Raw genomic sequence first — 25,640 nt, 5'->3', positions numbered from 1 at the left:
CTTGATTCGGAGTGCTGATCGCGGACCGCCCCAACGAACGGCGTCATTCACTGGGTATGTCTAGACATTCCCAGTGAAACCCGCCATTCAGTGGGCGGTTGGAACCAAAGTGGTGACACGCGCGCCGGTCCAAACCGAAGCGAAGCCGCCTACACCGCAGTGTGCGGCGTCTCCCGTTCGTCTCCGTGCCGGGCCGCTTCCCGCCGTCGCACGCGGTCGAGGGCACGCATCACGGGAGTGGCGCTGACCCCGTGAAGCACTACCGAGAGCGCCACAACCAGCCCCACGAAGGCCCATACCTCGTTGGCTTCGGCCGTGAATTCGCCGTTGCTGAGCCCATAGCCGATGTAATACAGCGACCCAATTCCGCGCACGCCGAAGAACGCGAGCGCCACCTTGTCCCGCGTCCCGGTGTGCCCACCCAACAGCCCGAGATAGCCGGCAAGCGGGCGGACCAGCAGGAGGAAGACCAAGGCAAGGACGACGTCGGTCCACCCGATTGTCTCGAGCAGTCCCCTGGCGATCGCCCCGCCAAGCAATACAAGGATGACGACGGACAGGAGCCGCTCAAGCTGCTCGACGTAGCTGTGCAGCACGCGGTGGTACCCGTGATCCCGTTCAGCGGCACGGATAGTGATGGCACAGACAAAGACCGCGATGAAGCCGTAGCCCTCGAAGGTTTCCGTGAGGCCGTAGGCGAGGAAGGTCGCGGCCAGAGCAACAAAACCCTCGGAGTGGTTCGACAAGCGAAAGGAACGGGCGCGCGCGGAGAAGAAAAGGGCACCCAGAAGCTTGCCCGTGCCATAGCCGAGCAATACACCGAAGCTGATGCGCCACAGCACGTCAACGAGGAACCACTGCGGAAACCACGCGCCCGGCGCCGCGCCGACCAAACTGATGCTGATCGCCAGGTAGACGAACGGGAAGGCGAGCCCGTCGTTGAGCCCGGCTTCGGAGGTGAGGCCGAACCGCACCTCGTCTTCGCGGTCAAACCCTTCCTCGCCGTCGGCCGGTTCGCCCACCTGCACCTCGGAGGCCAGAACCGGGTCCGTCGGTGCGAGGGCCGCAGCAACGAGGATTGCGCTGGCCAGCCCGAGGCCCAGGAAAACGTAGCCCATCCATGCGAGCGCCAGGACACAGACCGGCATCACGATGGCCAGCAGGCGCCATGTGGTCGACCAGCTGCGCCAGCTCAGCGGACGGTCAAGCGCAAGCCCCGCGCCCATCAGGGAAATGATCACGCACACTTCTGTGAGGTGGGTGGTGACAACCTCGTACTTCACCGGATCCGGGGTAGGCAGGTAGTCGATCAGCGCGAAGGCCAGCACCCCACCCCCGAGGAAGACCATGGGCATGGAAATCGGTGCCCGGCGCAGCAGCCGCGGAAGCAGAGCGGCGGCAAAAACGACGACGCCGAGGATCGTGTAGATGATGCTCGGGCCCTCGAACAGTTTCAGCATTGCGAAGGTCCCTTCATCACCATTCGGTACCGCCTAAAGATACTCGTTGCCGGGCCCCATCCGTAGCGGGTTCCTGCACCGAATGGGATACTGGTCACGATCTCGACACTATGGGGGCTTCGGTGGAAGAACTGGACACAGCCACCCTTCGCGTTGCCTTCGGCGTTGTTGCCCTCACGCTGCTGTTTCTTTTCTATTTCGTCACGTTCAGGCGCACACGTTCGGTTTACAGCGCCTGGTGGTGTGGAGCCCTTGCACTGTTCCTGGTCGGGTCTGCCGCTTATCTGCTTGACGGGTCGGTCCATCAGGTCTGGGCCAATCCGCTGGGCAATGCGCTGCTGGTACTCGGCGCGGTCAGCGTGTGGGCGGGTGCGCGGACGCTGCGTACGGCAGGCCCGCCGACGTGGCAGATCCTTGCTGGGCCACTGGTCACCATCCTGGTTTCGGCGTTCGACAATCCGTCGGTCAATGACTGGTCCGGGGGCGGAGTGTTCCTCGGGATGATGACGCTCTTCATCGGGATGGCGTCCTGGGAACTGTTTGTTCTCAAGCGGTACTACAGCAAGATCCGGCAGCCCCTCGCCATAGCCTCCGGATTGTTGGCGGTCTATTACCTGGGCCGGTGGCTTACCTTTCTCGCCGAGGGTCCGGACGGCCCGACGTTCACCGCGTACTTCGACTCCAGCATCACAACGCTCATCACCCTGGTGCTGCTGGTGGTGGTGTCCTTCAGCATGGCCGCCCTCAGCAACGAGCAGGTCACCCATGACCTGCATCTGCGCGCAACCCGTGACGCCCTGACGGGGTTATTGAACCGGTCCGGCTTCCACGATCTCGCCGTCAATGAGCTGAAGCGAATGCGCGACACACAGATGCCTGGAGCGCTGGTGCTTGCGGACCTGGACCATTTCAAATCCGTGAACGATACTCACGGCCACGCCGCCGGCGACGTTGTGCTCCAGGCCTTCGCCGCTGCGTGCGAGGGAACCGTCCGGTCGACCGACCTCGTGGGACGCCATGGCGGCGAGGAATTCATCGTCCTTCTGTCGGGTGCGGACGCCCACCGGGCCGAAGCGATTGTGGCGCAGATGAGCAGGCGCCTTGCCGCGACGTCGTTACCGGAAGGCCTGACGGCCCCGACGGTCAGCTACGGGATTGCGCCGGTCGACGACGACGGCGCGGACCTGAGCGCGATCATCGCCAGCGCCGACGCCGCCTTGTATGAGGCAAAATCCCTGGGCCGCAACAGGGCGGTTCAGGGTTTGTCAGCCCGGAAGGTCTGAGATGGCTGGCGGAACACCGGCGACGGCGTTGCTCACCAGGCTGGGCGTCCCCTACAGCGTGTTGACTTATAGCCACGACCCCTCCGCCGAGCACTACGGCACCGAGGCCGCGGAGAAGCTGGGCGCTGACCCTGAGCGGGTCTTCAAGACGCTGATGGTGGATCTGGGCGGCAAGACGGCGGTGGCCCTGGTACCCGTAAACCGCACGCTGGACCTGAAGGCAATGGCAACTGTCTGCGGCCGGAAGCGGGCTGCGATGGCGGATCCCGCTGTTGCCCAGCGACGGACCGGATACGTAGTGGGCGGAATCTCGCCACTCGGGCAGAAGCAGCGGAGCCCGCTGGTGCTGGATGAGTCTGCCCTGCGGTTCGACGCAATCCTCGTTTCCGGTGGACGCAGGGGCATGGAGATAGAGCTCGCGCCAGAGGATCTGCTCCGCGTGACCGGCGGCCGGACCGCGCCGATCGCTTAGCACCGCGGGCGTACTATTGTCTTGCCAGTTGCCCCAATCCCTCCGGTAGGCGAGAGCGCTCAGTGCATAGTCAGGACATATTGGCGGTCGTGAATTCGTCCGCCGGAACGGCGTATCGGCGCAGTGTCGACGCCGTTGCCTCCTTCCTCGCGTCGGCTGCGGAACGGCATGGGTCTTCCTTCGAACTGGCTCGTACGGCAGACCTTGACGAACTCGATGCTGCCCTGAGTGGCCTCGACGGACGGCGCCTCGTGCTGTTGGGCGGCGACGGCTCCATCCACGCCGCGGTGCAGTGCCTCCATCAGTCAGGGTCACTCGCGGCTGTGGGACCGATCGGCATCATCCCGGTAGGAACCGGCAATGACCTCGCGCGGTCGCTGGAAATACCGCTGGATGCGTTGAAGGCGGCCGAATGTGTGCTGTCCGGCCGGGCCCGGACCATGGAGCTGCTCCTGAGCGAGGATCGCGTCGCGGTGAATGCGGTGCACGTCGGCATTGGAGCTGATGCAGCCGCCAAGGGAGCTGCGGCAAAGAAGAAGCTGTCCAGGTTCAAGGCCGGCAAGCTGAGTTATCCCCTGGGAGCTGTGGCCGCCGGCGTCAGTTCGCCGGGCTGGAATCTCAGCGTGCGTGTAGACGGGGAACTTCTTCACGACGGCTCGCGGCCGCTGCTGATGGCTGCGCTGGGACTTGGCGGCACCGTTGGCGGCGGGGCGAGGCTCATTCCCGCAGCGAACCCACACGACGGCTTTGTCGACGTCGTTCTCTGGGAATCGGTCGGACCGGCTGCCCGGGTGGGATACGCGCTGGGGCTCAAGGACGGTGACCATGCGCGGCGAAGTGATGTCCGGATCGGGCGTGGGCAGACGGTCGAGATCACCGCGATTGACGGCAACGGTTTCAGGGTCAGCAACGACGGTGAGCTGTGGGGACCGTTCACCGACAGGCGCTGGGAAGTTGTTTGTGACGCCTGGCAGGTAATTGCGCCGCAGTAATTCTTGCTTTTTTGTGCTTCTTCTGATTCGTTTCTGATCAGAAAGGTCTAACCTGTGAGTTTCCTCAAGGTTTTCACAGGAGGCAACGCGCACTCTATCTACATAACAATTCGGCCAGTAGGCTGAATGCCAGTACTTGCACCATCGAGGCCCTTCGCGGGGCAGCCAGACGAGGCTGAAGGCGCGGATTCATGCAGATTTCCGTCGCTTGTAGTTTCCGATGGGGAAACACATGGGGAGCTACCTGTGACTGAAGTAAGGCCAACATCCGGCCAGGAATTGCGAGGGCCACGCCGCCGTCGAGCCGTAAGGTCCGGCGTGAGCGTCTGTTTGGCGTTGGCTGTCATCTATTCCACCAGTTATTCAGGCAGCAGTGCCCCCACCCTTGAGGCCAACGGCTCCATCATCGCAAAGGGCGTCGGAAGTGTTTCCGACACCGACCAGCCGCCCACCGGCATTGTCGGCGAGCAGGTATTGGAACTGCCTTACGTCGAATCACCGTTCGGCCAAACTGACTCGCTGAAGCCCGGGCAGGACATTCCGGAGAAGCCGTGGTCTGCCGATGACATCCTGGGGCGCGACAAGACGGATGCCAACTTCCCAGCAGCGCAGGGCACCATGGAGCGGCCCGGTAAGGGCATGCTTATCGCACCGCTTCAGTTCCTGAGCACCAGTTCCTTGTTCGGTCACCGGACCAGCCCCATTACGGGCGAGATCGGCGAGTTCCATACCGGGCACGATTGGGCTGCTCCCTGCGGTACGCGGGTTTTCTCGGCCGACGCCGGTGTAGTGCGCGCGGTTGGTTGGCACCCGTGGGGTGGTGGCAACCGTGTGGAACTGGACCACGGGAACGGCCTGGTCACCACGTACAACCACCTCGAAGGAATTGCAGTAGAGAAGGGCGACAACGTTGGTGCGGGGCAGGTCATCGCGGCTGTCGGAACCTCAGGCATGTCCACCGGTTGCCACCTGCATTTCGAGACCATCCTGAACGGCGAGCACACCGATCCCGCCGCGTGGAAGCTGATTCCGCTGGACGGTAGCGGACCCATTGACATGCCGGCCCTGGTGAACTTCGGTCCCGGCGGCGATTCCGGTGGCGATACAGCTTGGCGTGCCTACCTCGCCTCCGGCGGTGAGCTTGAGCCGATGGCAGCGCCCCCTTCGCCTAGCCGGGTTGATGCCGCCACGGCCGAGCCGAAGGATGACAAGCCTGCGGAAACAAGGCCGTCGGACAAGCCAAGCTCCAAGCCTTCGTCCTCGCCCTCGGCCTCGCCCAGCGAGAAGCCGAAGCCGTCGCCTAAGCCGTCGCCGGATGGCAAGCCCACAACCAAGCCGCCGGCTACGAGTGAGCCGACGGATCCGCCAAAGACGTCTGAGCCGACGAAGCCGCCGACCGACCCGAGTCCGGATCCGTCTCCGACGCCAGACCCCACGCCGACGCCGGACCCAATGCCGACACCCACGCCTGACCCTGATCCCTCGCCAACGCCTGACCCTGATCCCTCGCCAACGCCTGACCCGAGCCCGGATCCGACCCCCTCGCCGACGCCTGACCCGAGCCCAACGCCGGCGCCGGACCCCTCACCGACGCCGGATCCGACGCCCCCACCGACGCCGACCCCCACACCCACGCCGCCTCCGACAACGCAGCCGCCTGCAACACCCGCACTGCCGGAAGGTATGGACTATTGTGCTCCGGGAGCCGACCTGACGTTTGGCACCGGCGATGAGATCATCGGTGAGGCCGCGCTGCAAGATCCTGAACGCGTCGTCGTCGTACCGATCTCAACGATCATTTCGACCACTCTGGATGACGGCACAGTCACCAACCAGTGCGCGCCGCTGCCAGAACAGCCTGCCGCAGAAGCAACAGCCACTACCGAGCCCTTGCGAGAACCGGAACCCGCAGTAGCCGGAACTACTGGTCCGTAGCGAAGAAGTTCAGGTGTTTGAGGGGGCTCCGACGGGATCACCGTCGGAGCCCCCTCACGTTTGAGGTCACGGCTACTCCGGCGGGAAGAGGCACCGCCAGCCCATCCCGCAGCCGCTCCGGAACGAATACCATTCAGCGGCGGGCCTGTGCCCATTCGAACGCCGCCACCAAACAGTGAGTGGGCCCCTTTGATTCGAAGGAAGGCACCACCATGAACAGCACCAGCCACAAAGCCGCAGTCCTCACTTTCTCCGCCGTGCTCGCCGGTGCAGCCGCCCTCGGCACCGCCGGCGCATCCGCCGCCGCGAGCGCGCCGTCGCTGCCGACGATGACCCAGTCTGCGGAAGCAACAATCACGATCAGCGGCTTCGCCTACACGATTTCCGGCGTAGTGACGCCCGGGGCAACCGTCACGGTCATCAACAATGACAACGAAGCACACACAGTGACGGGGCGCGGCTCCGGCCAGAGTTTTGACACCGGCGCCGTGGCAGGCGGAGCAACGGCGACGTTCACCGCACCGAATACCCCGGGCGAGTACAACTTCGTCTGCATCTTCCACGGCAACATGAGCGGAACGTTGGAGGTATGGGAAGCATCCGCGCTGCCTCCTTCGGCTGACGACAACGACGACGCATCCCAGGACGGCAATATGAATCCCGGCCAGATGGGTGAGATGCCGGTAGGCGGCGCAGATACTGCTGCCGAACCGGAGCAGGGCGGCAACCTCGGACTCCTTGCCCTCGGTGGCGGCTTCTTTCTCCTGGCAGCAGCGGGCGGAACCTACATTGTCCGGAGGCGCAGCGAGTAACCGGTCAGCTAATCCGTCGGCGCGGACGTGCTCGAACGAATGATCATCTCCGTGTGTGCGGTGTGATTCGTTCGGGCGTCCGCGTCGCCGTCGTCGACCAGCAGTTCAACTTCACGATGCCCGGCGCTGGTTGTGTGCAACGGTCACGTCCTGCATCGCGGTAAAAGTGTCAGAACGGCGGGATAGCTTCAAGGAACCCTCTTGGATTCCTTGAACGGAGCGCAATATGACCGCCGCTGAGAACAACCCGATCGAAGGCACTTCCGTAGCACCAGCTACATTCCCACCTACACCTGGACGTTCTGCGATGCCTGAGTGGTACCCGGAACTTTTCGACGCTGTTGCTAGCCATGTGAACGTGGGCCGCACCCGCGCAATCGCCGCGGTCAATCAGGAACTGGTGCATACGTACTGGTCCATCGGAAAGGACCTGTTGGAACGGGAAGAGCTCGAAGGCTGGGGGACCAAAGTTGTGACGCGATTGTCCGCCGACCTACGAGAGCGCATGCCCGAGACCAAAGGTTTCTCGCCAAGAAATTTGCGGTATATGAAGAGCTTCGCCCAAGCATGGCCGGACTTCTCAATGTTGCAACAACCTGTTGCAACATAGCCTTGGGGCCACAACGTAGTCCTTCTCGACAAGCTTGACGACGCCGATACCCGTCTCTGGTATGCGGCCAATGCCGCAGATGAGGGCTGGTCCCGGAACGTCCTGGTCCATCAGGTCGAAACACGGTTACACGAGCGATCCGAGAACGCCATTACCAACTTCAAGGCGACCCTGCCGCCGTCGGACTCTGATCTCGCCCAGCAGATGACGAAGGATCCGTACGTCTTCGATTTCGTCGCGATGACGGATCGGCACAACGAACGGAAGTTCGAGACACAGCTCGTCGCACACGTCGAGAAGTTCCTGCTGGAACTCGGCCAGGGGTTCGCCTTTGTCGGCGAACAAGTGCGCCTGCAGATCAATGAGCAGGAGTTCTTTGCCGATCTCTTGTTTTACAACTTCAAGCTCCGCTGCTTTGTAGTTGTCGAACTCAAAGCAACGGCGTTCAAGCCGGACTACCTGGGTCAGCTCGGCATGTACATGGCGGCGGTCGACGATCTGCTCGCCCATCCCGATGACAAGCCCACAGTCGGCCTTCTGCTCTGCAAGACCAAGAACAACATCGTGGCCGATTACGCGCTTCGAGGTTACTCGGCGCCGATCGGTGTGGCCGAATGGCAGAAAGAGATTGCCGACTCCCTGCCCGATGAATTCGCAGCAACCTTGCCCAGCATTGAAGTACTGGAAGCTGAATTAGCGGACGACGGTCCGATGGCATAAGCCGTCAACGCCGGTCGGCGACAGTGTGATGAGCTACGTCGGATGCTGAAGGAATCCTCAGGCGGGCGTTGCCGCAACTTCGCGGCCGTTACTGTTCACTCGCAGGTCGAGCTCGTCGCCGCGGAGAAGAAGCTCGGCTAGCAACCCTTCTGAGGAATCCCGGCGGAGGTTTGTCGCAACCCATAAAGACTGACCGTTAGGAAGATGGACTTCTTTCGGCCTTGCAGAAGATGGCAATGCATCGATTGATTCGCCCACGGTCTCCGCGATGAGAACCGCATGTGAGCCAATTCTCTCCGCAAGCACTCCCACGACTTCACGTACGGCTCTGGCCGCCGGGAGAAGAACACATTCGAGCCTGTTGGGACAGTCCGCGCCACTGATCTGATATGTGCTATAGCCAACTTTGGCGCGAAGCCGATCGTACCGCCATTCGAGCTGTTGTTTACGTTTCCGCACAATTCCGATGTCACCTGTTGCCCGAATGTAACTTTCTCCGAGTCGGGCGAGGAGCTCGTCATCGAGCCGCCTCACCCTGGTGACGGAGATGGTGGCGTCCATCAGTCGTCGAACTTGATCACCGTCGATCGCTTCAAGGGCAAGAGACAAAGCTTCGATCGACTCCAAGTCGCACGCGTGCAGGAGCTCACAAGCGAACTGTATTCCCGCATCGGTGGCTTCGCCGTCCTCCGGAAACCGGTCAGCGAGGTAGGCCCGAAGAGTTGCTATGTCTATGGGCGTCCGTTCTTCACCGGAGTTGCCCTGCACAACGGATTCACCAGAGATGTCGTCATGCGCGGCGTGCTCCAGTTCGCTTTCACCCGTTTTGGATAAGGTTGGATTAGCAAGCACGCGATCAATTGCCCGGAAAGTCTCATCAAGGGCTCTTCGCGCATCTGAGGCAGCGCCGAATAGCTGGTCGATCGTCTCTTGATCGTGCTCGCTGATCGCTTGGTATTGCTGCCCTTTGTACCGTCGAGCATGCTCGAATTCTGCCCACGCGTGCGCCGCGACGGTCCGAACCTGAATCTCCAGGCCGCCGAACTTCTCGAAGTATCGCGACAATTCTCCCCTGGCGATCAGCCATTTGTTTTCGACGTCCGGAGACTCGCCGGTGATAACGAAGTGATGGCAGTCGTATCCCCGGCGTCGTTCTTGGTCCTTCGCTTCCCCAGGCTTCCTGTCTTCCAAGATCTGGAAACGGTCACGGATAAGTTCGATTGCACGGTGCTGATCGGTTATCGAGTAAGTGATGATTCGTACCGCGACGGTGTCGGTGACCTCGCGTACTGGATCGGAGTAATCCTTGCGTCGGCACTTGGCCTGAAAGGAAGTAATCGACTTGGCACGAGCGGCAACTGAGTGAGCTTTGATCGCGGCCTCTGTAAGGAGCCTGTCCAGATAGGCTTCGCCCTCTGCTGCCGCCTCAGGTAGCCAGTCCCACTCGCGGTAATCCACGGCAAAAGCGATTTCTCCCACAACTATCCCCCAGTTCAAACTTCGGCAATTGCGACTTCGCGTCACTTGCCGGTCCTTCGATCAGCATTTCTAATGCTATTGAACACCACACGATGGTCTCTTAGTCGAACATGCCTGCAGAGTGCAGATTGCACTCGTTGCCTGCGTTGACTGCGGTGCAGGCAGAAATTCAGAAGGGATAACGCAACCCGCGGAAATTCGAGTCCCGGAAGACCAATTCGGCCACGCAGTCTAGTCAGGCGCGATGTGACATGTCACGATCGATGAGTCCGTCTAAAGAAGAACAATGGAGTCTCCCTCATGACCCGACCGATATTCCGTTACCGCGCTTCGGCCGCTTGCGCCGCCGTCGTTATCGCTGCCTCTACCGCCCTTGGTTCGGGCGCTGCAGCGGCTCCCACCCAGCAATCAACACCGGTGAAGTTCCCCGCCATTGAAGGTGAACTGATGAGCTACGTGGTCAACACCACCCGCGCCACCCCTGGTCAGACTCGGGTGGCCGCGCGGGCCGTCGAAAAAGCTGGCGGCGTTGTGGTCCAGCAGTGGCCACAGATCGGCGTGGTGATCGCGCAGTCAACCAGTGCCGACTTCCGGGAAGAAGTTCGGGAACAGGGCAACCGCTTGATCGAATCCGTCGGCGCAACCCGCGCCGTGCCGGTAACAGAGGGCACACCGGACGGCATCGAAACACCCTGGAACACCGCCGAAAAGTTCCAAACTCAGAAGGAAGAGACCTTCAAGAAAGACGACGGCACCATCTCCCTCGGTGTGACCGTTGACCCGCGTGAGTCCGAACAGTGGAACAACAGCCTCATCAAGTCCGATCAAGCTAACCAGATCACTGACGGCTCATCCGATGTACTCGTCGGCATCCTGGACACCGGCATCGACGGGGAGCAGGCGGACCTGAAGGAGAATATCGACGTCGCTGCATCCGTGAACTGCACCGACGCCGGACGCCCCGAAACCTCCGCCACCGGCTGGTACCCAACGTCTTCCGACCACGGGACACACGTAGCCGGCACCGTTGCCGCAGCACGGAACGGCGTCGGAATCGTCGGTGTGGCACCGGGCGTCCGGATCGCCTCCGTGAAAGTCACCAATGACAGCAACCTCATTTACCCCGAGTACGCCGTATGCGGCTTCATGTGGGCAGGCCTGAACGGGATGGACGTCACCAACAACAGCTACTACATTGATCCGCTCGAGTTCTGGTGCAGCGATCAGCCCGACCAGGCGGCTGTCCGCACCGCAGTAGAACGCGCAGTCACCTGGTCAACCGAACAGGGCGTGGTTCATGCCGCAGCTGCAGGAAACGCCGCCTATGACCTGTCCAACAAGACAACCGACAGCGGTGACCCCTTCAACCCCGCCACCCGCACCATCAATAACGAGTGCAAGGACATGCCTACCGAGCTGCCCGGAGTAGTCACGGTCTCCTCGATCGACCAGGCAAGCAAGCTGTCCCCGTTCTCCAATCGCGGCCTCGGCGTCATTGATGTTGCGGCACCGGGCAGCGCCATCCTCTCCACTCTCCCGGACAACAAGTACGGCAAGAAAAGCGGTACCTCAATGGCATCGCCTCACGTAGCCGGCGTCCTCGCGCTGATGAAGTCGGCACACCCCGAGTGGACTCCCGAGCAAATGATCGAAGCCGTCCGTAACCAGTCCGACGATCACGTCTGCGAACCGCCCGCGACTCCGAGAGGCGCCGGTTGCGTTGGAACCCTCGATGACAACAGCTACTACGGCGAAGGCATAACCGACGCGCTCGATGCCGTCCGCTAACACTCCTTGTCTGCGCCTCACAACAAAAACGGCCCTCAGCGGCAGGCCTGCCGGCTCGAACCGGCAGGCCTGAATGCGAGGGCCGTTTCTGTGCGAACATCGAGCGCAGCTCTCGCCGCAGAATCAATCCTCTTCGCCGTGCCCGGCTTCCTCCTGACGCTCGTTCAACTTCTCCTCGGCCTCACGACGACGGCGCGCAACCGCCTGCTCGTCCTGGTTGGCGCTCTGCCAGTCGCGGTCGTCGCTCGGGACAAACTCCTGGGAGCGGTGCGGTTCCGTATCCTCACTCATCTGTCCATGCTCCCACTGACACAGCTCAGGCGAAACCGTTAAAAGCTGAGGAGAAACTCTCGCCGGCAGGACCAGCGATAGGTGCTTCGCAGATCAAAAAGCGGCCGACCCCCACAAGGGATCGGCCGCTCTTTATGCTGCTACGAAAAGTTACTTCTCCCAGCCCACGCTTTCAGGCTCCTCGGTCATCCAGCCGGAGGGACCGTAATTAGCAAGGCCTGCCTTGACCGCAAACATCTCAGGACCGTTCCACAGGGGGAACATGCCATGAAGGGCCAGGGCCTCGGCCTCCGTCTCATGCGTCATTGCCACGGCCTTATCCTGGTCGGCGACCGAGGTGATGTTCTTCATCACTTTGTCCAGCTCGGCAGTGCCGAAGCCTGCGTGATTGCTCGCAGAATCGGTGCAGTAGAAGAAGCACGCCCAGACGTGGGAGAAGGGGTCGCCGGCTGACCAGCCGGTGGAAACGACGTCGTACGTCCCTTCGGACATCGTCTTGGACCTGTCACCGCTCTTGCGATTGTCGATGTTCATCTTCAGGCCGGCTTCCTTGGACATCGCCTGCTGTGCCCGAGCCAACGCATCGCTCTTCGGATCGTCACCGAAGTTCACGAAGGTGAACTCCGCAACCTTGCCGTCCTTGGCGTAATAGCCCTCGTCGTTCAGCGCCCAACCGTTCTCCTCCATCAGCTTCTTGGCACCCTCGACGTCATGTTCGATGTCCAGGTTGTCCTGGTAGTCCGTCATCCACGGGTAGTAGTTGACCGAGTCCGGTGCGGGTTCCGTCCAGTCCAGACCGTCGAACTCGATCGCAGACAACTGCTCCCGGTTGGCGGACATCACGAAGGCACGGCGGGCGTAATGGTGCTGGAACAACTCGCTTTCATTGCCCATCGTGTACACCGCAACAGCTTTGTCAAACCCGCGGCGGATGTACACATCCTCCATGTCCCTGATCTGCGCCAGGCGGTCGGCTGAATCTACGGCTGTGGCGTCGATCTCCCCGTTCTGGAAAGCGTTGATCGACGCGGTGGACTCCATGGCCTTGTAGACAACCTTGTCCAGCTTCGGCTTCTCGCCCCACCAGTCCGGGTTGGGCACAAGCGTGATCTGGGTGTTGCTGTAATCCTCGATGATGTACGGCCCGGCACGCAGTTCGTTGCGGGGGTTGTTCACCCAGCCGGTCTTGTACAGCTCCGGATCGAGGTTGGCCGGGTGCAGCAGTTCACCGTAGATGGCTTGGTGAGGGTAGAAGGGCGTGTCCCACGTGACAATCGCTTCCTTCTCGTTAGCGCCCATCTCGACGCTTCCGATGTTCCGGAAACCGTCCGTGCTCGCCGGGTTGTACTTATCTGACTTGCCGCTGTGGATCTGCCAGGTCGCCTCGAAAGCCTTCCAGGTGATCGGATCGCCATTGTTCCAAGTGGCATCGGGGTTCAGCACATACTTCACAGTCTGCGGATCTTCACTGATCACCTCAGCCGAGAGCAGGTAGTCCTTATCCGGGACCGGCTCCCCGCCAACCGTGAGGTCCCACAGGCTGGGCGAGCTCCACGAGTTGATGTTGCCGTTATCCATGCTGTTGCCATCCACGCTGGACTTGTTGAAGTTCGGGGGAATTGCGGCCATCGCCAGTGTGAGGGTGCCGCCATCGGCAACCTCATCGGGCTCCAGGGGGTTGTTGTAGGCAACCCCTACCTCGGGAAGCGGAAGGGGCGAGGTTGCTACGGGCACGCCTTCGGGCGGCTGCGGGCCGGCCGCTTCGCCGCCCCCTCCGTTGTCCTCGGGGGCTCCGCAGCCGGAGAGGACCAGTGCGGATACGGTCACTGCGACCGCAAGGAATTTGTTAGCTTTCATTTGGTAACTCCACTTACGTCGTCTGGCCCGGCGATCGGACCTGGTTCAGCGTGATTCACATGGGGTAGTGGCAAGCGCGTCGCTGGTCGATCGCCTCCTCACCTATCAATACGGGCTCGTCCGTGTCGCACAACACCCGTTCCTGCTCCGAAAGCACCTTGTACTTGGGGCACCGGGTGCGGAACCGGCAGCCTGAAACCCGCTCGGTTGAGCTGGGCAATTCTCCGGTGAGCATGATGCGCTCGCGTTGGCGCTCGATCGTGGGGTCCGGTATGGGAGCCGCCGAGAGCAGAGCCGCCGTATAGGGATGCCGAGGGTTGGTGTACACGTGCTCCACGTCACCGATCTCTACCACCCGTCCCAGGTACATGACCGCGACGCGATCAGCCACGTGCCGGACCACCGAAAGATCGTGCGCCACGAACAAGAAAGAGACACCGAGCCTCGCCTGGAGCGATTCGAGAAGGTTGATCACACCGGCCTGGATGGAGACATCCAGCGCCGATACCGGTTCGTCCAGGACCACCAGCGCCGGCTCGACCGCGAGGGCGCGTGCAATTCCTATCCTCTGCCGCTGCCCACCCGAGAACTGTTCCGGGAAGCGGTCCACGTGGTCGGGATTAAGGCCGACCAACTCCATCAACTCACTGATGCGCTCATTGATCGCCGCCTTCTTCCAGTTCTGCGTCCGCAGCGGCTCAGCGAGGATGTCGTAGATCGTCATTCTCGGATCGAGTGAGGACATCGGGTCCTGGAACACGATCTGGAGGTCGGTTCGACAAGCGCGGCGCTCCTTGCCGGTCAACTCCGACACATCGCGGCCCATGAGCACAATCCGCCCACTGGTGGGCGCTTTCAACTCCATGATCTGCAGTAGCGTGGTGGTCTTCCCGCAGCCGGATTCGCCGACCAGCGCCAGGGTTTCGCCCTGGCGGATGTCCACCGTTACGCCGTCGACGGCGTGAACGGTTCCAGCATTTCGGCGCAACATTCCCTTGGACAGGTTGAAGTGACGCTTCAAATCCGTAACCTCAAGCACAGTGTCCCGCTCCTCCCGCGGCCGCTTTTCTTCGCGCGGCGGGATCTCCGGGACGGGATAGACCTCGGCGGATCCCAATTCCTGGCTGGCAATCCGGTCAGCACGGATACACGCGGCCTGGTGCAGGGGGGAATCGCCATGAATACGCAGGGCGGGTTCTTCCTCCCGGCACTCATCGATCGCGATTGGGCATCGCGGAGCGAACGGGCAGCCGGGCGGCAGATTCACCGGCGACGGTGGATTTCCTTCGATCGGGACGAGCGGCCCAGCGGTGCTCTGGTCAGGCCGGGGGACGGCCGCGAGCAGTCCGATGGTGTAGGGCATGTGTGGGCTGTCGAACACTTCGTGGACAGTCCCGTGCTCCACTGGCTTTCCCGCGTACATGACCAGCACGTGGTCGGCAATATTGGCGACCACGCCAAGATCGTGCGTGATCATGACGACGCCGGCGCCGGTCTCACGCTGCGCGGTCTTCAGCACATCGAGCACCTGCGCCTGAATGGTGACGTCCAGGGCGGTGGTCGGTTCATCGGCGATGATGACCTTCGGATCGTTGGCGATGGCGATGGCGATCATGACGCGTTGGCGCATCCCACCGGAGAACTCGTGAGGGTAGGCGCTCAAACGCTTCTCCGGCTCCGAAATTCCCACCAGATCAAGAAGTTCTATTGACCTTTTCCGGACCTGCTGACGTGACAGGTTCTGATGGGTGTCGAGGGCTTCAGCGAGTTGTTGTCCGATCGTAAACACTGGTGTCAGTGCACTCAGCGGGTCCTGGAAAATCATGCTGAGCTCCTGTCCCCGAATGGGGGACATAGCTTTATCTGACAGACCAAGAATTTCCCGCTCGCCGAGCCGGACCGAACCACCGACGACGGCGGAGTCAGGCAGGAGCCCCATGATCGCCAGCGAGGTGGCTGACTTTCCGGATCCCGACTCACCGGCGATGGCAAGGGTTTGGCCGGGTTGAAGGTCGAAAGACAACCCGCGGACTGCCCGCACCGGACCGGCCTCGCTGCCATAGGTAACGGAAAGGTCCCGAACCGAGAGCACCGCCGTTTCTGCAGTATGCAGGTTCCCGGATTGGCTTTGCGGATGGATGATGGTCATGCTTTGCCTCCCGATTCGGACGAAGGATCAAGTGCATCCCTCAGGCCGTCACCGATCTTGGTCATGCTGTAACAGAGCGCGAGCAGAAAGGCCGCGGGGATGAGGAATAGCCACGGCGCCGTCTGCAGGGTTGCGGACCCGTATTTGATGAGGGCGCCAAGCGAGGTGTCCGGCGGCGTGATGCCGAGTCCGATGAAGGACAGACCTGTCTCCGCGCCGACCGCGTAAACAACTCCCAGTACGGTGTGGATGATGAGGATCGAGCCAAGGTTCGGAATCAGGTGGCGCCGAAGGACCGTCAGATGCCCCACCCCCATGAAACGGGCAGCCGAAACGTATTCACGGTCGCGCAACGATTGCGCGATCGATCGGATAACCCGCGCGTAGCCGATCCAGCCAAAGATGACGAGGGCAAAAGTGAGCCAGATCCAACCATCGTTGCCCGATGCTGAAGAGACCATGATCGCCAGCAGGAAGAACGTGGGGATGACCAGCAGAAGGTCCAGAATCCAGGTACCGACCTTCTCCACCCGCCCTTCGAAATAGGCGATCGCCGTGCCGACAAACGCCGCAATCACCGTAATCCCGATGGAGGCGATGAAGCCGATCATCAGGGACCGCCCCAATCCACGGGCAGTAAGGGAGAACAGGTCACCGCCCACAATGTCCGTACCGAACCAGTGCTCAGCACTGGGCGGCTTCTTCAGGTTCAGGAAATCGAGCTCGTCGTACTTCCAGGAGCTGAACAGCTCCCCGAAGGTTGCGTAGAGGGCCATCAGCAGCACGATCACCACGCCAAGTACGGCCTGCTTGTTGCGGCAGAAACGGCGAACGATCAGACGGGACTTTGAAGTCCGCTTGATACTGATGCGTTCTTCTTTGCTTTGGGCCGCAGCCTCGAGTGTCGGGTTGACGGTCATGATTCCCCTAGGAGATTCGGATCCGTGGATCGAGGATGGCAACGAAAAGGTCGGCGAGCATCAGGCCCACACAGGTGGCGGCCCCACCCAGGAAGGCGACCGCTACGGCCCCGTTGATGTCATTCTTGGTCAGCGTTTCAATGAAGTAGAGGCCCGCGCCTTGGATTGCGAAGATCTGCTCAACGAACAGCGAACCCGTGACGGTGCCCGCGATGGAGAACGCAATGCCGTAGGCGGTGGGGATCATCGATGTCCGGAGGGCATGACGGCGGATGGCGACGCTCTTGAGTACGCCTTTAGCCCGTGCAGTCCGCACGTAGTCAGCGTTCATCGTGTCAAGCAGGTATGTGCGCTGGGTCAGATGGAACCCCACGTAGCCGCTCAGGGTCAGGACCAGGGTTGGCAGGAAGAGGTGTTGGACATAACCCAGGAAGCTTCCGTCACCCAAGCCCGTTACCGCGAACCAGTTCAGGCCAAAGGTCGCCTGGAGTTGGAGATAGATGAGCACCACCAGAAGGGCCAGCACAAAGGCCGGAGTGACCAGGAACAGCACACTGAGCGAGTTCGCGACCCGGTCAAATATCCCGTACTTGCGGGTTGCCGATTTCACGCCTACCGCGATGCCGATGACGATCGCGAGGATCGTGGAGAGGGCCACAAGCTGCAAACTGACCCAGGCGCGGTCCCAGATGACCGAGCTGATCGGCTCTCCTACAGGGCTGAAGCCCCAATCCCAACGCAGCACAATACCGGTAAGCCAGGTCCAGTAACGCTCCAGGATGGGAACCTGGTCATTGATGTTGGCGTAACTCAGCGACGCGTTGATCGACTCTACTGGAGGGGCGGGCTGCATCTCAAGGTAATTGGACCGTGGGTCCAGGAACGAGGAGGCCAGGAAATAAACGCCACTCGTACCGAGAAACAGCATGAATGCGTATGAGACGAAGCGTCTGGCGACGAACTTCAGCAAGTTGACCTCCCTGTCTAGCGGTTAGGCGGCCACCTTCGGAACTAGTGGCGTACCTCACTCTGCATAGACTCTCAGTAAAATCTACTCGTGTCACTTTGTATATATGGATTTGCTAAATACTGCTCATCACATTCCCCGTACTTTCACAGTTATGTGACATGTCACAGTTTGGCTACAGGTCACATATTACGAAAGATTACGAATCGCGAAGGCGGTCCATCTGTGCCGCCGCCGGATTACCCCGGCCGGGATGGTTATGAGCGCTTAAACCTCAGCGTGACCAGCTGAAACGGCCGCAGCGAAAGCGAGACCGCGCCGTCGTCGTTCGTGGAAATGAAGTCGGCCGGCACGGGGCGCTCCAGCAGGTCCGTCACCTCGACCGACGAATAGTCGAAGCCAGGCGTCAATACCGCCGAAGTGCGCGAACCGAACGCCTCATACAAGCGGACAACGACGTCGCCACTGCGGTCCTCCGCCAGCTTCACCGCCTCCACAACCACCGCTGGGTTGCTCACCACGAGAGCAGGCAGAACCGACGACGACACCCCCGACACGGTCCGCACCGGAAGATTCAACCGGTACCCCTCGGCGACGGCATCGGCCACGGCAGAACCCGGCCGCAACGCGAACTCGAAGGTGTGCGACCCCTGGTCGGCCTGCGGATCCGGGAACAACGGCCCTCGCAGCAGAGACGCCCGCACCAACGTGCACGCCGACCCCGCCGGCGATTCAGCGCGCGTGATGTCGTACCCGTACGTCGAATCATTGGCCAGTGACACTCCAAACCCGGGCTCGGCAACCTGAACCCACCGATGCGCCACAGTCTCGAACCGTGCAGCGTCCCAGGAAGTGTTCGAGTGTGTTGGCCGGTGAATGTGCCCGAACTGGATTTCGGATGCTGCCCGGTCCGCCAGCACGTCAACCGGGAACGCGAGCTTCAACAGCTTCTGCTGCTCATGCCAGTCAGCCTCGATCGACATGTCCACAGCCCTTCCATCGCCGCTCAGCGAAATCCGCTGTACCAGCCGCGACTTCCCGAAAACCCGCTCAACGCGCAGCACCGAGCCAACAACGTCGATCGCCGCAGCATCGGTCAGTTCAGTGACGTTGAACTTGTAGTGTTCGTCAATGTCCCAGGCGTCCCACTGGTTAGGCGTATCCCTGAACAACTGGAATACGTTCGCGCGCATGCCCGCCGGAAGAACCTCACGGCCACCGTCCTCATGAGACACCAGCGACGTGAACAGCCCGTCCTCGTCAACCGTCAGCCTCAGGGACGGGCTCTCGAACACCCACGAAGAGCCGACGCGGGAAGGCGCGAACGAACCGTCAGACTCCGTACCGGACACAACCGCACCACCCAGCGCAGGCACGCCGTCGACGTCGTACGGTCCCGCATTGAGCGCAACGGACGCTGAACCCGTACCCAGCAGTGCACTCAAGGCAGCCGAGATCAGCGACTCAAGGGAAGCGGTAACCGAGGCGTAGTTACGCTCGGCTTCCTCGTGCACCCATGCAATCGAAGACCCGGGCAGGATGTCGTGGAACTGCTGCAGCAGCACTGTGTGCCACGCATCCTCGAGGGCGTCGTACGGGTAGTCGAATCCCGCACGCAGCGCAGCGAGCGAGCACCACAGTTCCGCCTCACGCAGCAGGTGCTCACAGCGCCGGTTGCCCCGCTTGGTGCGCGCCTGCGACGTGTACGTCCCGCGGTGGAACTCCAGGTACAGCTCCCCGGACCACACCGGCGCATCCGGGTACTCAGCTTCCGCTGAAGAGAAGAACCTCGACGGCGAGGACAAGGTCACGGCCGGCGAACCCTCCAGCGACGCCGTGCGCGCCGCCGCGGCAAGCATCTCGCGGGTCGGCCCGCCACCGCCGTCGCCCCAGCCGAACGGAACCAGTGACGTGTTCGCCGCACCCTTTTCCCGGTACCGCCGCTGCGCATGGGCGAGGTCATGGCCGGAGAGCTCCGAGTTGTAGGTATCCACCGGCGGGAAGTGCGTGAACACCCTCGTCCCGTCAATGCCCTCCCAGTTGAAGGAGTGGTGCGGGAACAGGTTCGTCTCATTCCAGGAAATCTTCTGGGTCAGGAACCACTTGGAGCCGGCCGCCTTCACAATCTGCGGCAACGCGGCCGAATACCCGAACGAATCCGGCAACCACACATCGTTTGGCTCCACGCCGAAGTTCTCCAGGAAGAACCGCTTGCCCGCAACAAACTGACGCGCCAGCGCCTCACCACCGGGCATGTTGGTATCCGACTCCACCCACATGCCACCGGCGGGCACAAACTGACCGGTCCGTACCTTCTCGGCGACCCGCTCGAACAGCTCCGGGTAACCCGATCGAAGCCACGCATACTGCTGCGCAGAGGACGCCGCGAACACAAAGTCCGGGTCCCGGTCCATCAGATCCAGCACATTCGAGAACGTCCGCGCCACCTTCCGCACGGTCTCGCGCACCGGCCACAGCCAGGCGCTGTCGATGTGCGCGTGCCCCACGGCGTGCATCCGATGCGCGCTGGCATACGCCGGGGACGCCAGAACGTCAGCCAGGCAGGCACGGCCGGCAGAAGCAGTGCGCGAGATGTTGGAAGGATCGACGGCGTTGACCGCCCTCTCGAGCGCCCGCAGGATCTCGTGCCGGCGCGGCAGGTCTACCGGCAACTCGTGCATGAGCCCGTTCAGTGTCCACACGTCCTGTCCCAGTTCCCAGGCCTCACTGTCGAACAGCGCAACCTCCGCCCGGCTGAACGTATAGAGCGGATCAGCCCCGGCTGTGGACAGGGAGCCCAGCGGAGTGGGCTGGTAATCGAACCCCTGGATCACGTTCGGGTTCGAGGCCGCTTCAACGTAGAACTCGACCGGCGTGCCTGGAGCAACGGAGAGCGGAACCCACATGTTCAGCGGCTCGAGTGCCTTGATGACCCGACCGTCCGGCGCGTAGACGAGGCCTTCGGCCTGGAAGCCGGGCATCGTCGTCGTAAATCCCATGTCCACGACCGCTTCAACCGCGAACCGATCAGACAGGCTCCATTCCTCCGGCACGGTGCCACTGAAGCGGAACCAGGTGGTACCCCATGGCCTGCCCCACGCGGACCCGACCGCGAACGGCGAGAACCGCTCCGACACGGCGTCGGCGAATGGCACCGGCTCCCCTGGCGCCTGCCACATCGAAACCTCCAACGGCACGCGCACCGGCCAGACCGCAGGGGTGAGCCGTTCGGTGAGGAAGCGCGCAATCCGGGCTTCGACGAGGAGTCGATTGTCGTGCATGGACCTAACCTTTCAGGGCGCCGGACATGGCAAACGAGCCACCGAAAACGCGCGAAACGAGGATGTACAGGATGATCACGGGCAGTGCGTACAGGATCGAGAAGGCGGCCAGCTGGCCGTACGCCACAGTCCCAAACTGCCCGAAGAACCGGAAAATGCTCACCGCGGCCGGCTGGTTCTCGAGCGAGAACAGCAGGATGAACGGAACGAAGAAGTTCCCCCACGCCTGGATGAACACGAAAATAAAGACGACGCCGAGCCCCGGCCGCATCAACGGGACCACAATGTGCCAGAGGGCCTTCATGGACGACGCCCCGTCCACCCATGCCGCTTCCTCCAGCGAAACAGGCACCGAATCCATGAAGTTCTTGGTCATCCAGATGGCCATCGGCAGGGATGTCGCCGCCAGAAAGAACGTGGTCGCCGCCAACGAGTCCAACAGGTTCAGCTGCACGAAGAGGCTGTACACCGGGACCATGATCGCGGTGATCGGCAGGCACGTCCCAAACAGCACCGTATAGAGGAACGGCCGGTTGAACCGCGTGTTGAACCGGGACAGCGGATATGCGGCAAGCACGGCTGCGAACACGGTGACCAGAGCGGACCCGCCGGAGAGGATCAGGCTGTTCAGCAGCGGGAGGAACGTCTGTTCCGGCGTCAGGATCGCCGTGAAGTTCGCCAACGAGAACGACGACGGCAACGCGGTTTCGTAGGTGGCGTCCGTATCGAGGGAGGCCAGCACCAGCCAGCTCAGCGGCACCACGAAGCATAGCCCGATCACGGCGAGCACGGCGCTGGCTGACCAGCTCGGGGCGCCGCGGCGGGAGGCGCCTCGGTGGGAGGAGCCGGAGCGCTGGGCAGCGGAGGAAGGCGCCGTCGTCGTACCGGATAGACTCACGGCTTCCTCTCCCGCAGCAGGCGAATGTACGCAAGTGAGAACGCGGCTCCGATGATCAGCATGACAACGGCGATGGCGGTTCCGTAGCCGATGTCGCTGTAGCGGAAGGCTTCCTCGTACGCCATGATCGGCAGGGTGGTGCTGCGGTTGGTCGGGCCGCCGGCGGTCATCACGTAGATGAGCGTGAACACCGCGAGGGTCTGCAGCGTGATGAGCATGAGGTTGGTGGCGATGCTGCGCCGGATCATCGGAAGCGTCACGAACACCAGCGACTGCGCCCCGCCGGCGCCGTCAATCTCCGCCGCCTCCGTAACCTCGCGCGGCACATCACCCAGCGCCGCCTGGTACACCATCATCGAAAAAGCTGTGCCACGCCAGATGTTGGCGAGAATGATCGCGAGCATCGGGTGCTCGAACAGCCAGTCAACGCCCGGCAGTCCCACGAGCCCGGTCAACTGGTTCAGCGTCCCGTCACGGAAGAAGAACGCGTACGCCACGAACGCCGCCACGATCTCCGGCAGCACCCACGCCGCAACCACACACACCCCGACGACGGCGGCGACCACCCTGTGCGCCCGCCGCATCAGCAGCGCCAGGCCGAGACCCAGGAAGTTCTGCCCGATCACCGCCGAGACCAGCACGAAAATAACCGTGAGCAGCAGCGACTGCGGGAACAGCGGATCCGTGAACAGGTTCACGTAGTTCTCGAAGCCGATCCACTCCGGATTCTTGGCGTTGGCGCCGGTCAGCGCGGCATTGGTGAATGAGCCGTAGAAGGACCAGAGAATGGGTCCGGCCAGGAAGATCCCGATCAGGATGAGGGCCGGAGCGAGTGGCACCACCTTGAGGAATGAAGAAATGGAGCGGGAGGCCCGTCCGTTGCGCTCCCGCTCCTGTCCGTTGGTCCCGCGCGGCCCCGGCCCTTTGTTGCCGGTTGAGCGGGAGGTGACGGTCGAAGAAATGGCTACTCCTCCAGCACGTTCTCTTCGCCGACAATCGAGACAAGTGCCTCGTCGTAGGTCGCAGCGGCTTCCTCGGGAGAGGCTCCCCCGGTGATGACTGCCTCGGTGGCTTCCTGGACGGCAGTGGAGATTTCGGCGTAGTCGGACGTCGCCGGCCGATAGTGCGTCACGTCCACCACAGCTGAGACGTCCTCGACGAAGGGGTTCGCCTCAAGGTATGCAGGGTCCTCGGCGATGTCCGTCCGTACGGCGATCTGCGAGTTGTCGACCGTGTACTGCAGGAGGTTCTCCTGGTTCATGGCCGTGGTGAGGAACTCGAAGGCCAGGTCCGGGTTCCCGGTTCCGGCACCGACCGCGAGAGTCCAGCCGCCCGACATACTCACGGCACCAGGCTCCTGCCCGTTCTGCGTGGGGAAGGGCGCTACGCCCATGACCTCGCTGTACTCCGCCCATTCGAACTGGCCGCCTTCCTGCCAGAACGACGGCGCGTAGGAGCCTTCCACGGTCCCGCCCATCATGTTGCCGGGCAGCAGGGTGCCGACCACTGTCTGCCAGACGTTGGGATCCAGCGCCTCGGCGGGAGTGACGGCGAGTTCCTCGTCATAGAGCGTCTTCAGGAAGGCAAGGGAATCGACGAACCCCTGCGATCCGGCGATCCACTTCTGCTCCGACTCGCTGTAAAGGCCGCCGCTGTCGGTTCCGTAGAGCAGCTCGTAGAAGCTCTGCATTACGGTTCCCTCCCCGGTGCCCGTGCCGGCGTACATGCTGAACGGCACTGAATCCGGCTTCGCTTCCTTCAGGCTGCGTGCCATCCCGAGGATGTCGTCCCAGGTTTCCGGCTCCCACGGCACCTCGACACCGGCGTCCTGCAGCACCTGCTTGTTGTACCAGATGACCCGGGTGTCGGTGCCGAGGGGCACCGCGTAGGTGCCGCCGTCGTCGGCCTTGCCTGCTTCCTTCGCGGCTTCGTTGAAGCTGTCCCACTCGTCCCACCCGGCGAGGTGCTCATCGAGTTTCAGGAGGTAGCCGGCCTCGACATCGGAGCGGAGGCGGAAGGTGTCCTCGTAGAAGACGTCCGGGGCGGTGTCCGGCGAGCGCTGCGAGAGTGCGAGGCGGGTGTTGTAGTCCTCGTCAGTGCCTTCGACCGGTTCGAGCTCGACGGTCACACCATCATTCGCGGCCTCGAACTGCTCCTTGGTGGCCTGCATCAGGGTGTCCAGCGGTGAGGCTTCGCCGGCCTTCTGGTAGATGATGCGCAGCGTGGTGTCTTCGGAACTCTCGGTGCCCGCGGAACATCCGCTCAGGGCAAGAAGCGCGGCCACCGCCGCCGCTGGAACAATTCGAGAGGCGCCGCGCATGGTTCTCCTTTGAAACTCCGGGGCATCGGGAGACTATCCGATACCGCAAATAGTACGTCGAATGGATTTAAGGCACAACGGTTCCTATCCTCCCATCGAGTTGGCAGGACACAGCCGTTTTGAGGACCCATTAGCGGCGTGTCCTGCCAACTCGATGCGGAAGCGTCACAGGGCCAGGAGGAGCCGCTCCGCGCGGGGGCCGAGCGTACGTTCCAGCATGAGGCAGGCGGCGCCGATGGCAGCGACGTCGTCGCCGATTCCCGTGGACACCACCTCAACCGGGTGGATGCTGCGTGCAGCCCGGCAATCCAGCAACGACGACGGCACCACTTCGAGGTACCGGTTCGCCAACGGCTCCCAGAACGGGCCGCCGAAGACCACCCGGTCCACGTCCAGGATGTTCGTGACGACGGACACGGCCCGCGCGGTCCGGACGGCCGCGCGGCCCAGGATTTCGATTGCCTGCTGATCGCCCTCTTCCGCGGCCTCGCACAGCTGTGTCAGCCCGTCGGCGATGTCGCCGTTGCGGTGCCGTTCGGCGCTGAGCACGCCGAGGCCCTCGGCCTCCCGCACGAGTGACTGCGGATCGCACGTCACGGCGATGCAGCCGCGCATCCCGCACTCGCACTCGGGGCCGTTGGGGTCGCTCACGATATGGCCGATCTCGCCGGCGTTCCCCGACGCACCGCGCAGCACCTCGCCGTTCACAACGATGCCGCTGCCGATACCGGTTCCGATATAGACGAAGATGAAGCTCTGCGTGCTCTCATGGCCGCCCGCCCAGATTTCAGCGACGGCTGCGGCGGTGACGTCCTTCTCCACGAGCACCGGCATGCCCGTTGCCTCGGCGAGCGCATCGCGCAGCGGCACCCGGTGCCAGCCGAGCAGCAGCGGAGGATCGACGACGGCGCCCGCCGGCTGGTCGATCGGCCCCGGAGGTGCCACTCCAATTCCCTCGATCCGCGCCGGATCCACCGGAGATTCCTCGAGCAGCGCCCGCACTTCCCCGGCAATGGCGTCGATGATCTGCTCCGGCTCGGTGCCGATGGGCGTTTCACGAATGCGGCGGTGCAGCACGGTACCCATCAGGTCCATGAGCAGTACCGTCATGACTGCCGGGTCCAGGTGCACACCGATGGCGTACCGGCCGGAGGGGTTTATCCGCAGGATGGTGCGCGGTTTGCCCGGTCCGCTGCCGGTTTTGCCGGCCTCCACGATGAGTTCCTCGGCGATCAGGCGGCGGGTGATGTTGGAGACCGCCTGGGGTGAGAGCCCGATCAGGTCCACCAGTTCCACCCTGCTCAGACCCTCGCTGGAGCGACGGATGGCATCAAGAATGACGCTCTGGTTGAAGTCCCCCATTCTGGGGAGGTTGGTGCCACGGCGCACGTCAGGGCCTTTCCTCC

19 protein-coding genes and 1 pseudogene are annotated in these 25,640 nt (G+C 62.5%); 8 read left to right on the top strand and 12 right to left on the bottom strand.

Going from position 1 to position 25,640, the window contains the following annotated elements:
• Positions 1 to 149: 149 nt before the first annotated feature.
• The gene (locus ACX80C_RS04890; protein WP_459325468.1) at positions 150 to 1,451 is read right to left on the bottom strand and encodes a cation:proton antiporter; all 1,302 of its coding nucleotides are present in this window, start codon (positions 1,449 to 1,451) and stop codon (positions 150 to 152) included.
• A 119-nt stretch (positions 1,452 to 1,570) separates the two neighbouring features.
• Here ACX80C_RS04890 and ACX80C_RS04885 point away from each other — a divergent pair, with 119 nt between their 5' ends.
• From ACX80C_RS04885 to ACX80C_RS04855, 7 genes and pseudogenes are all read left to right on the top strand, one after another.
• On the top strand, positions 1,571 to 2,743 hold the full coding sequence (locus ACX80C_RS04885) for a GGDEF domain-containing protein (RefSeq protein ID WP_459325140.1): 1,173 nt from the start codon (positions 1,571 to 1,573) through the stop codon (positions 2,741 to 2,743).
• Position 2,744: 1 nt separating this feature from the next.
• Positions 2,745 to 3,215 (top strand): Cys-tRNA(Pro) deacylase, encoded by a 471-nt coding sequence (ybaK, locus tag ACX80C_RS04880; RefSeq protein ID WP_459325139.1) that lies wholly within the window; start codon positions 2,745 to 2,747, stop codon positions 3,213 to 3,215.
• Between the two features lie 89 nt (positions 3,216 to 3,304).
• Complete coding sequence (locus ACX80C_RS04875; protein WP_459325137.1) at positions 3,305 to 4,207, top strand: diacylglycerol/lipid kinase family protein; 903 nt, start codon at positions 3,305 to 3,307, stop codon at positions 4,205 to 4,207.
• Positions 4,208 to 4,525: 318 nt separating this feature from the next.
• A complete protein-coding gene (locus ACX80C_RS04870; protein WP_459325136.1) occupies positions 4,526 to 6,142 on the top strand; it encodes a M23 family metallopeptidase in 1,617 nt (538 codons plus the stop codon).
• A 212-nt stretch (positions 6,143 to 6,354) separates the two neighbouring features.
• Complete coding sequence (locus ACX80C_RS04865; RefSeq protein WP_459325135.1) at positions 6,355 to 6,954, top strand: cupredoxin domain-containing protein; 600 nt, start codon at positions 6,355 to 6,357, stop codon at positions 6,952 to 6,954.
• 226 nt (positions 6,955 to 7,180) lie between these two features.
• A pseudogene (locus tag ACX80C_RS04860) lies at positions 7,181 to 7,690 on the top strand (DUF1016 N-terminal domain-containing protein); the annotation flags it as partial.
• A 78-nt stretch (positions 7,691 to 7,768) separates the two neighbouring features.
• Positions 7,769 to 8,284: a PDDEXK nuclease domain-containing protein gene (locus ACX80C_RS04855; RefSeq protein ID WP_459325467.1), complete on the top strand. Its 516-nt coding sequence runs from the start codon at positions 7,769 to 7,771 to the stop codon at positions 8,282 to 8,284.
• 57 nt (positions 8,285 to 8,341) lie between these two features.
• Here the strand turns inward: ACX80C_RS04855 and ACX80C_RS04850 are convergent, their stop codons facing one another.
• A complete protein-coding gene (locus ACX80C_RS04850; protein ID WP_459325134.1) occupies positions 8,342 to 9,763 on the bottom strand; it encodes a GTP pyrophosphokinase in 1,422 nt (473 codons plus the stop codon).
• Positions 9,764 to 10,063: 300 nt separating this feature from the next.
• Between ACX80C_RS04850 and ACX80C_RS04845 the strand changes: the two genes are divergently transcribed.
• Positions 10,064 to 11,551, top strand: coding sequence for a S8 family serine peptidase (locus tag ACX80C_RS04845; protein ID WP_459325133.1), 1,488 nt, complete (start codon positions 10,064 to 10,066; stop codon positions 11,549 to 11,551).
• A gap of 123 nt (positions 11,552 to 11,674) precedes the next feature.
• Here the strand turns inward: ACX80C_RS04845 and ACX80C_RS04840 are convergent, their stop codons facing one another.
• The 10 genes from ACX80C_RS04840 to ACX80C_RS04795 form a co-directional block, all read right to left on the bottom strand.
• On the bottom strand, positions 11,675 to 11,842 hold the full coding sequence (locus ACX80C_RS04840; protein WP_459325132.1) for a hypothetical protein: 168 nt from the start codon (positions 11,840 to 11,842) through the stop codon (positions 11,675 to 11,677).
• A 150-nt stretch (positions 11,843 to 11,992) separates the two neighbouring features.
• Entirely contained in the window at positions 11,993 to 13,699 is a 1,707-nt protein-coding gene (locus tag ACX80C_RS04835) for an ABC transporter family substrate-binding protein (protein ID WP_459325131.1), read from the bottom strand.
• A 55-nt stretch (positions 13,700 to 13,754) separates the two neighbouring features.
• A complete protein-coding gene (locus ACX80C_RS04830; RefSeq protein WP_459325129.1) occupies positions 13,755 to 15,848 on the bottom strand; it encodes an ABC transporter ATP-binding protein in 2,094 nt (697 codons plus the stop codon).
• The gene (locus tag ACX80C_RS04825) at positions 15,845 to 16,768 is read right to left on the bottom strand and encodes an ABC transporter permease (protein ID WP_459325128.1); all 924 of its coding nucleotides are present in this window, start codon (positions 16,766 to 16,768) and stop codon (positions 15,845 to 15,847) included. Before ACX80C_RS04825 ends, ACX80C_RS04830 begins: the two co-directional genes overlap by 4 nt.
• A gap of 7 nt (positions 16,769 to 16,775) precedes the next feature.
• Positions 16,776 to 17,738, bottom strand: coding sequence for an ABC transporter permease (locus tag ACX80C_RS04820; RefSeq protein WP_459325127.1), 963 nt, complete (start codon positions 17,736 to 17,738; stop codon positions 16,776 to 16,778).
• 254 nt (positions 17,739 to 17,992) lie between these two features.
• Positions 17,993 to 21,016, bottom strand: coding sequence for an alpha-mannosidase (locus tag ACX80C_RS04815; protein WP_459325126.1), 3,024 nt, complete (start codon positions 21,014 to 21,016; stop codon positions 17,993 to 17,995).
• A gap of 4 nt (positions 21,017 to 21,020) precedes the next feature.
• The gene (locus ACX80C_RS04810; protein ID WP_459325125.1) at positions 21,021 to 21,914 is read right to left on the bottom strand and encodes a carbohydrate ABC transporter permease; all 894 of its coding nucleotides are present in this window, start codon (positions 21,912 to 21,914) and stop codon (positions 21,021 to 21,023) included.
• Complete coding sequence (locus tag ACX80C_RS04805) at positions 21,911 to 22,756, bottom strand: carbohydrate ABC transporter permease (RefSeq protein WP_459325123.1); 846 nt, start codon at positions 22,754 to 22,756, stop codon at positions 21,911 to 21,913. Before ACX80C_RS04805 ends, ACX80C_RS04810 begins: the two co-directional genes overlap by 4 nt.
• Before the next feature lie 122 nt (positions 22,757 to 22,878).
• Positions 22,879 to 24,234 carry an extracellular solute-binding protein gene (locus tag ACX80C_RS04800; protein ID WP_459325122.1) on the bottom strand — a complete coding sequence of 452 codons (1,356 nt, stop codon included), beginning with the start codon at positions 24,232 to 24,234 and terminating at the stop codon, positions 22,879 to 22,881.
• Between the two features lie 165 nt (positions 24,235 to 24,399).
• Positions 24,400 to 25,596 (bottom strand): ROK family transcriptional regulator, encoded by a 1,197-nt coding sequence (locus ACX80C_RS04795; RefSeq protein ID WP_459325121.1) that lies wholly within the window; start codon positions 25,594 to 25,596, stop codon positions 24,400 to 24,402.
• Positions 25,597 to 25,640 lie beyond the last annotated feature (44 nt).

It is taken from the genome of Arthrobacter tecti, from assembly GCF_054511355.1.
This window is presented reverse-complemented; position numbering and strand designations above follow the sequence as displayed.

Bases quoted from the DNA above. Each gene is read 5' to 3' on its own strand.
- ACX80C_RS04800 (WP_459325122.1), bottom strand. From the start codon at position 24,234: ATGCGCGGCGCCTCTCGAATTGTTCCAGCGGCGGCGGTGGCCGCGCTT.
- ACX80C_RS04885 (WP_459325140.1), top strand. From the start codon at position 1,571: ATGGGGGCTTCGGTGGAAGAACTGGACACAGCCACCCTTCGCGTTGCC.
- ACX80C_RS04815 (WP_459325126.1), bottom strand. From the start codon at position 21,016: ATGCACGACAATCGACTCCTCGTCGAAGCCCGGATTGCGCGCTTCCTC.
- ACX80C_RS04855 (WP_459325467.1), top strand. From the start codon at position 7,769: ATGACGAAGGATCCGTACGTCTTCGATTTCGTCGCGATGACGGATCGG.
- ACX80C_RS04845 (WP_459325133.1), top strand. From the start codon at position 10,064: ATGACCCGACCGATATTCCGTTACCGCGCTTCGGCCGCTTGCGCCGCC.
- ACX80C_RS04825 (WP_459325128.1), bottom strand. From the start codon at position 16,768: ATGACCGTCAACCCGACACTCGAGGCTGCGGCCCAAAGCAAAGAAGAA.
- ACX80C_RS04840 (WP_459325132.1), bottom strand. From the start codon at position 11,842: ATGAGTGAGGATACGGAACCGCACCGCTCCCAGGAGTTTGTCCCGAGC.
- ybaK (WP_459325139.1), top strand. From the start codon at position 2,745: ATGGCTGGCGGAACACCGGCGACGGCGTTGCTCACCAGGCTGGGCGTC.
- ACX80C_RS04830 (WP_459325129.1), bottom strand. From the start codon at position 15,848: ATGACCATCATCCATCCGCAAAGCCAATCCGGGAACCTGCATACTGCA.
- ACX80C_RS04835 (WP_459325131.1), bottom strand. From the start codon at position 13,699: ATGAAAGCTAACAAATTCCTTGCGGTCGCAGTGACCGTATCCGCACTG.
- ACX80C_RS04795 (WP_459325121.1), bottom strand. From the start codon at position 25,596: ATGGGGGACTTCAACCAGAGCGTCATTCTTGATGCCATCCGTCGCTCC.
- ACX80C_RS04865 (WP_459325135.1), top strand. From the start codon at position 6,355: ATGAACAGCACCAGCCACAAAGCCGCAGTCCTCACTTTCTCCGCCGTG.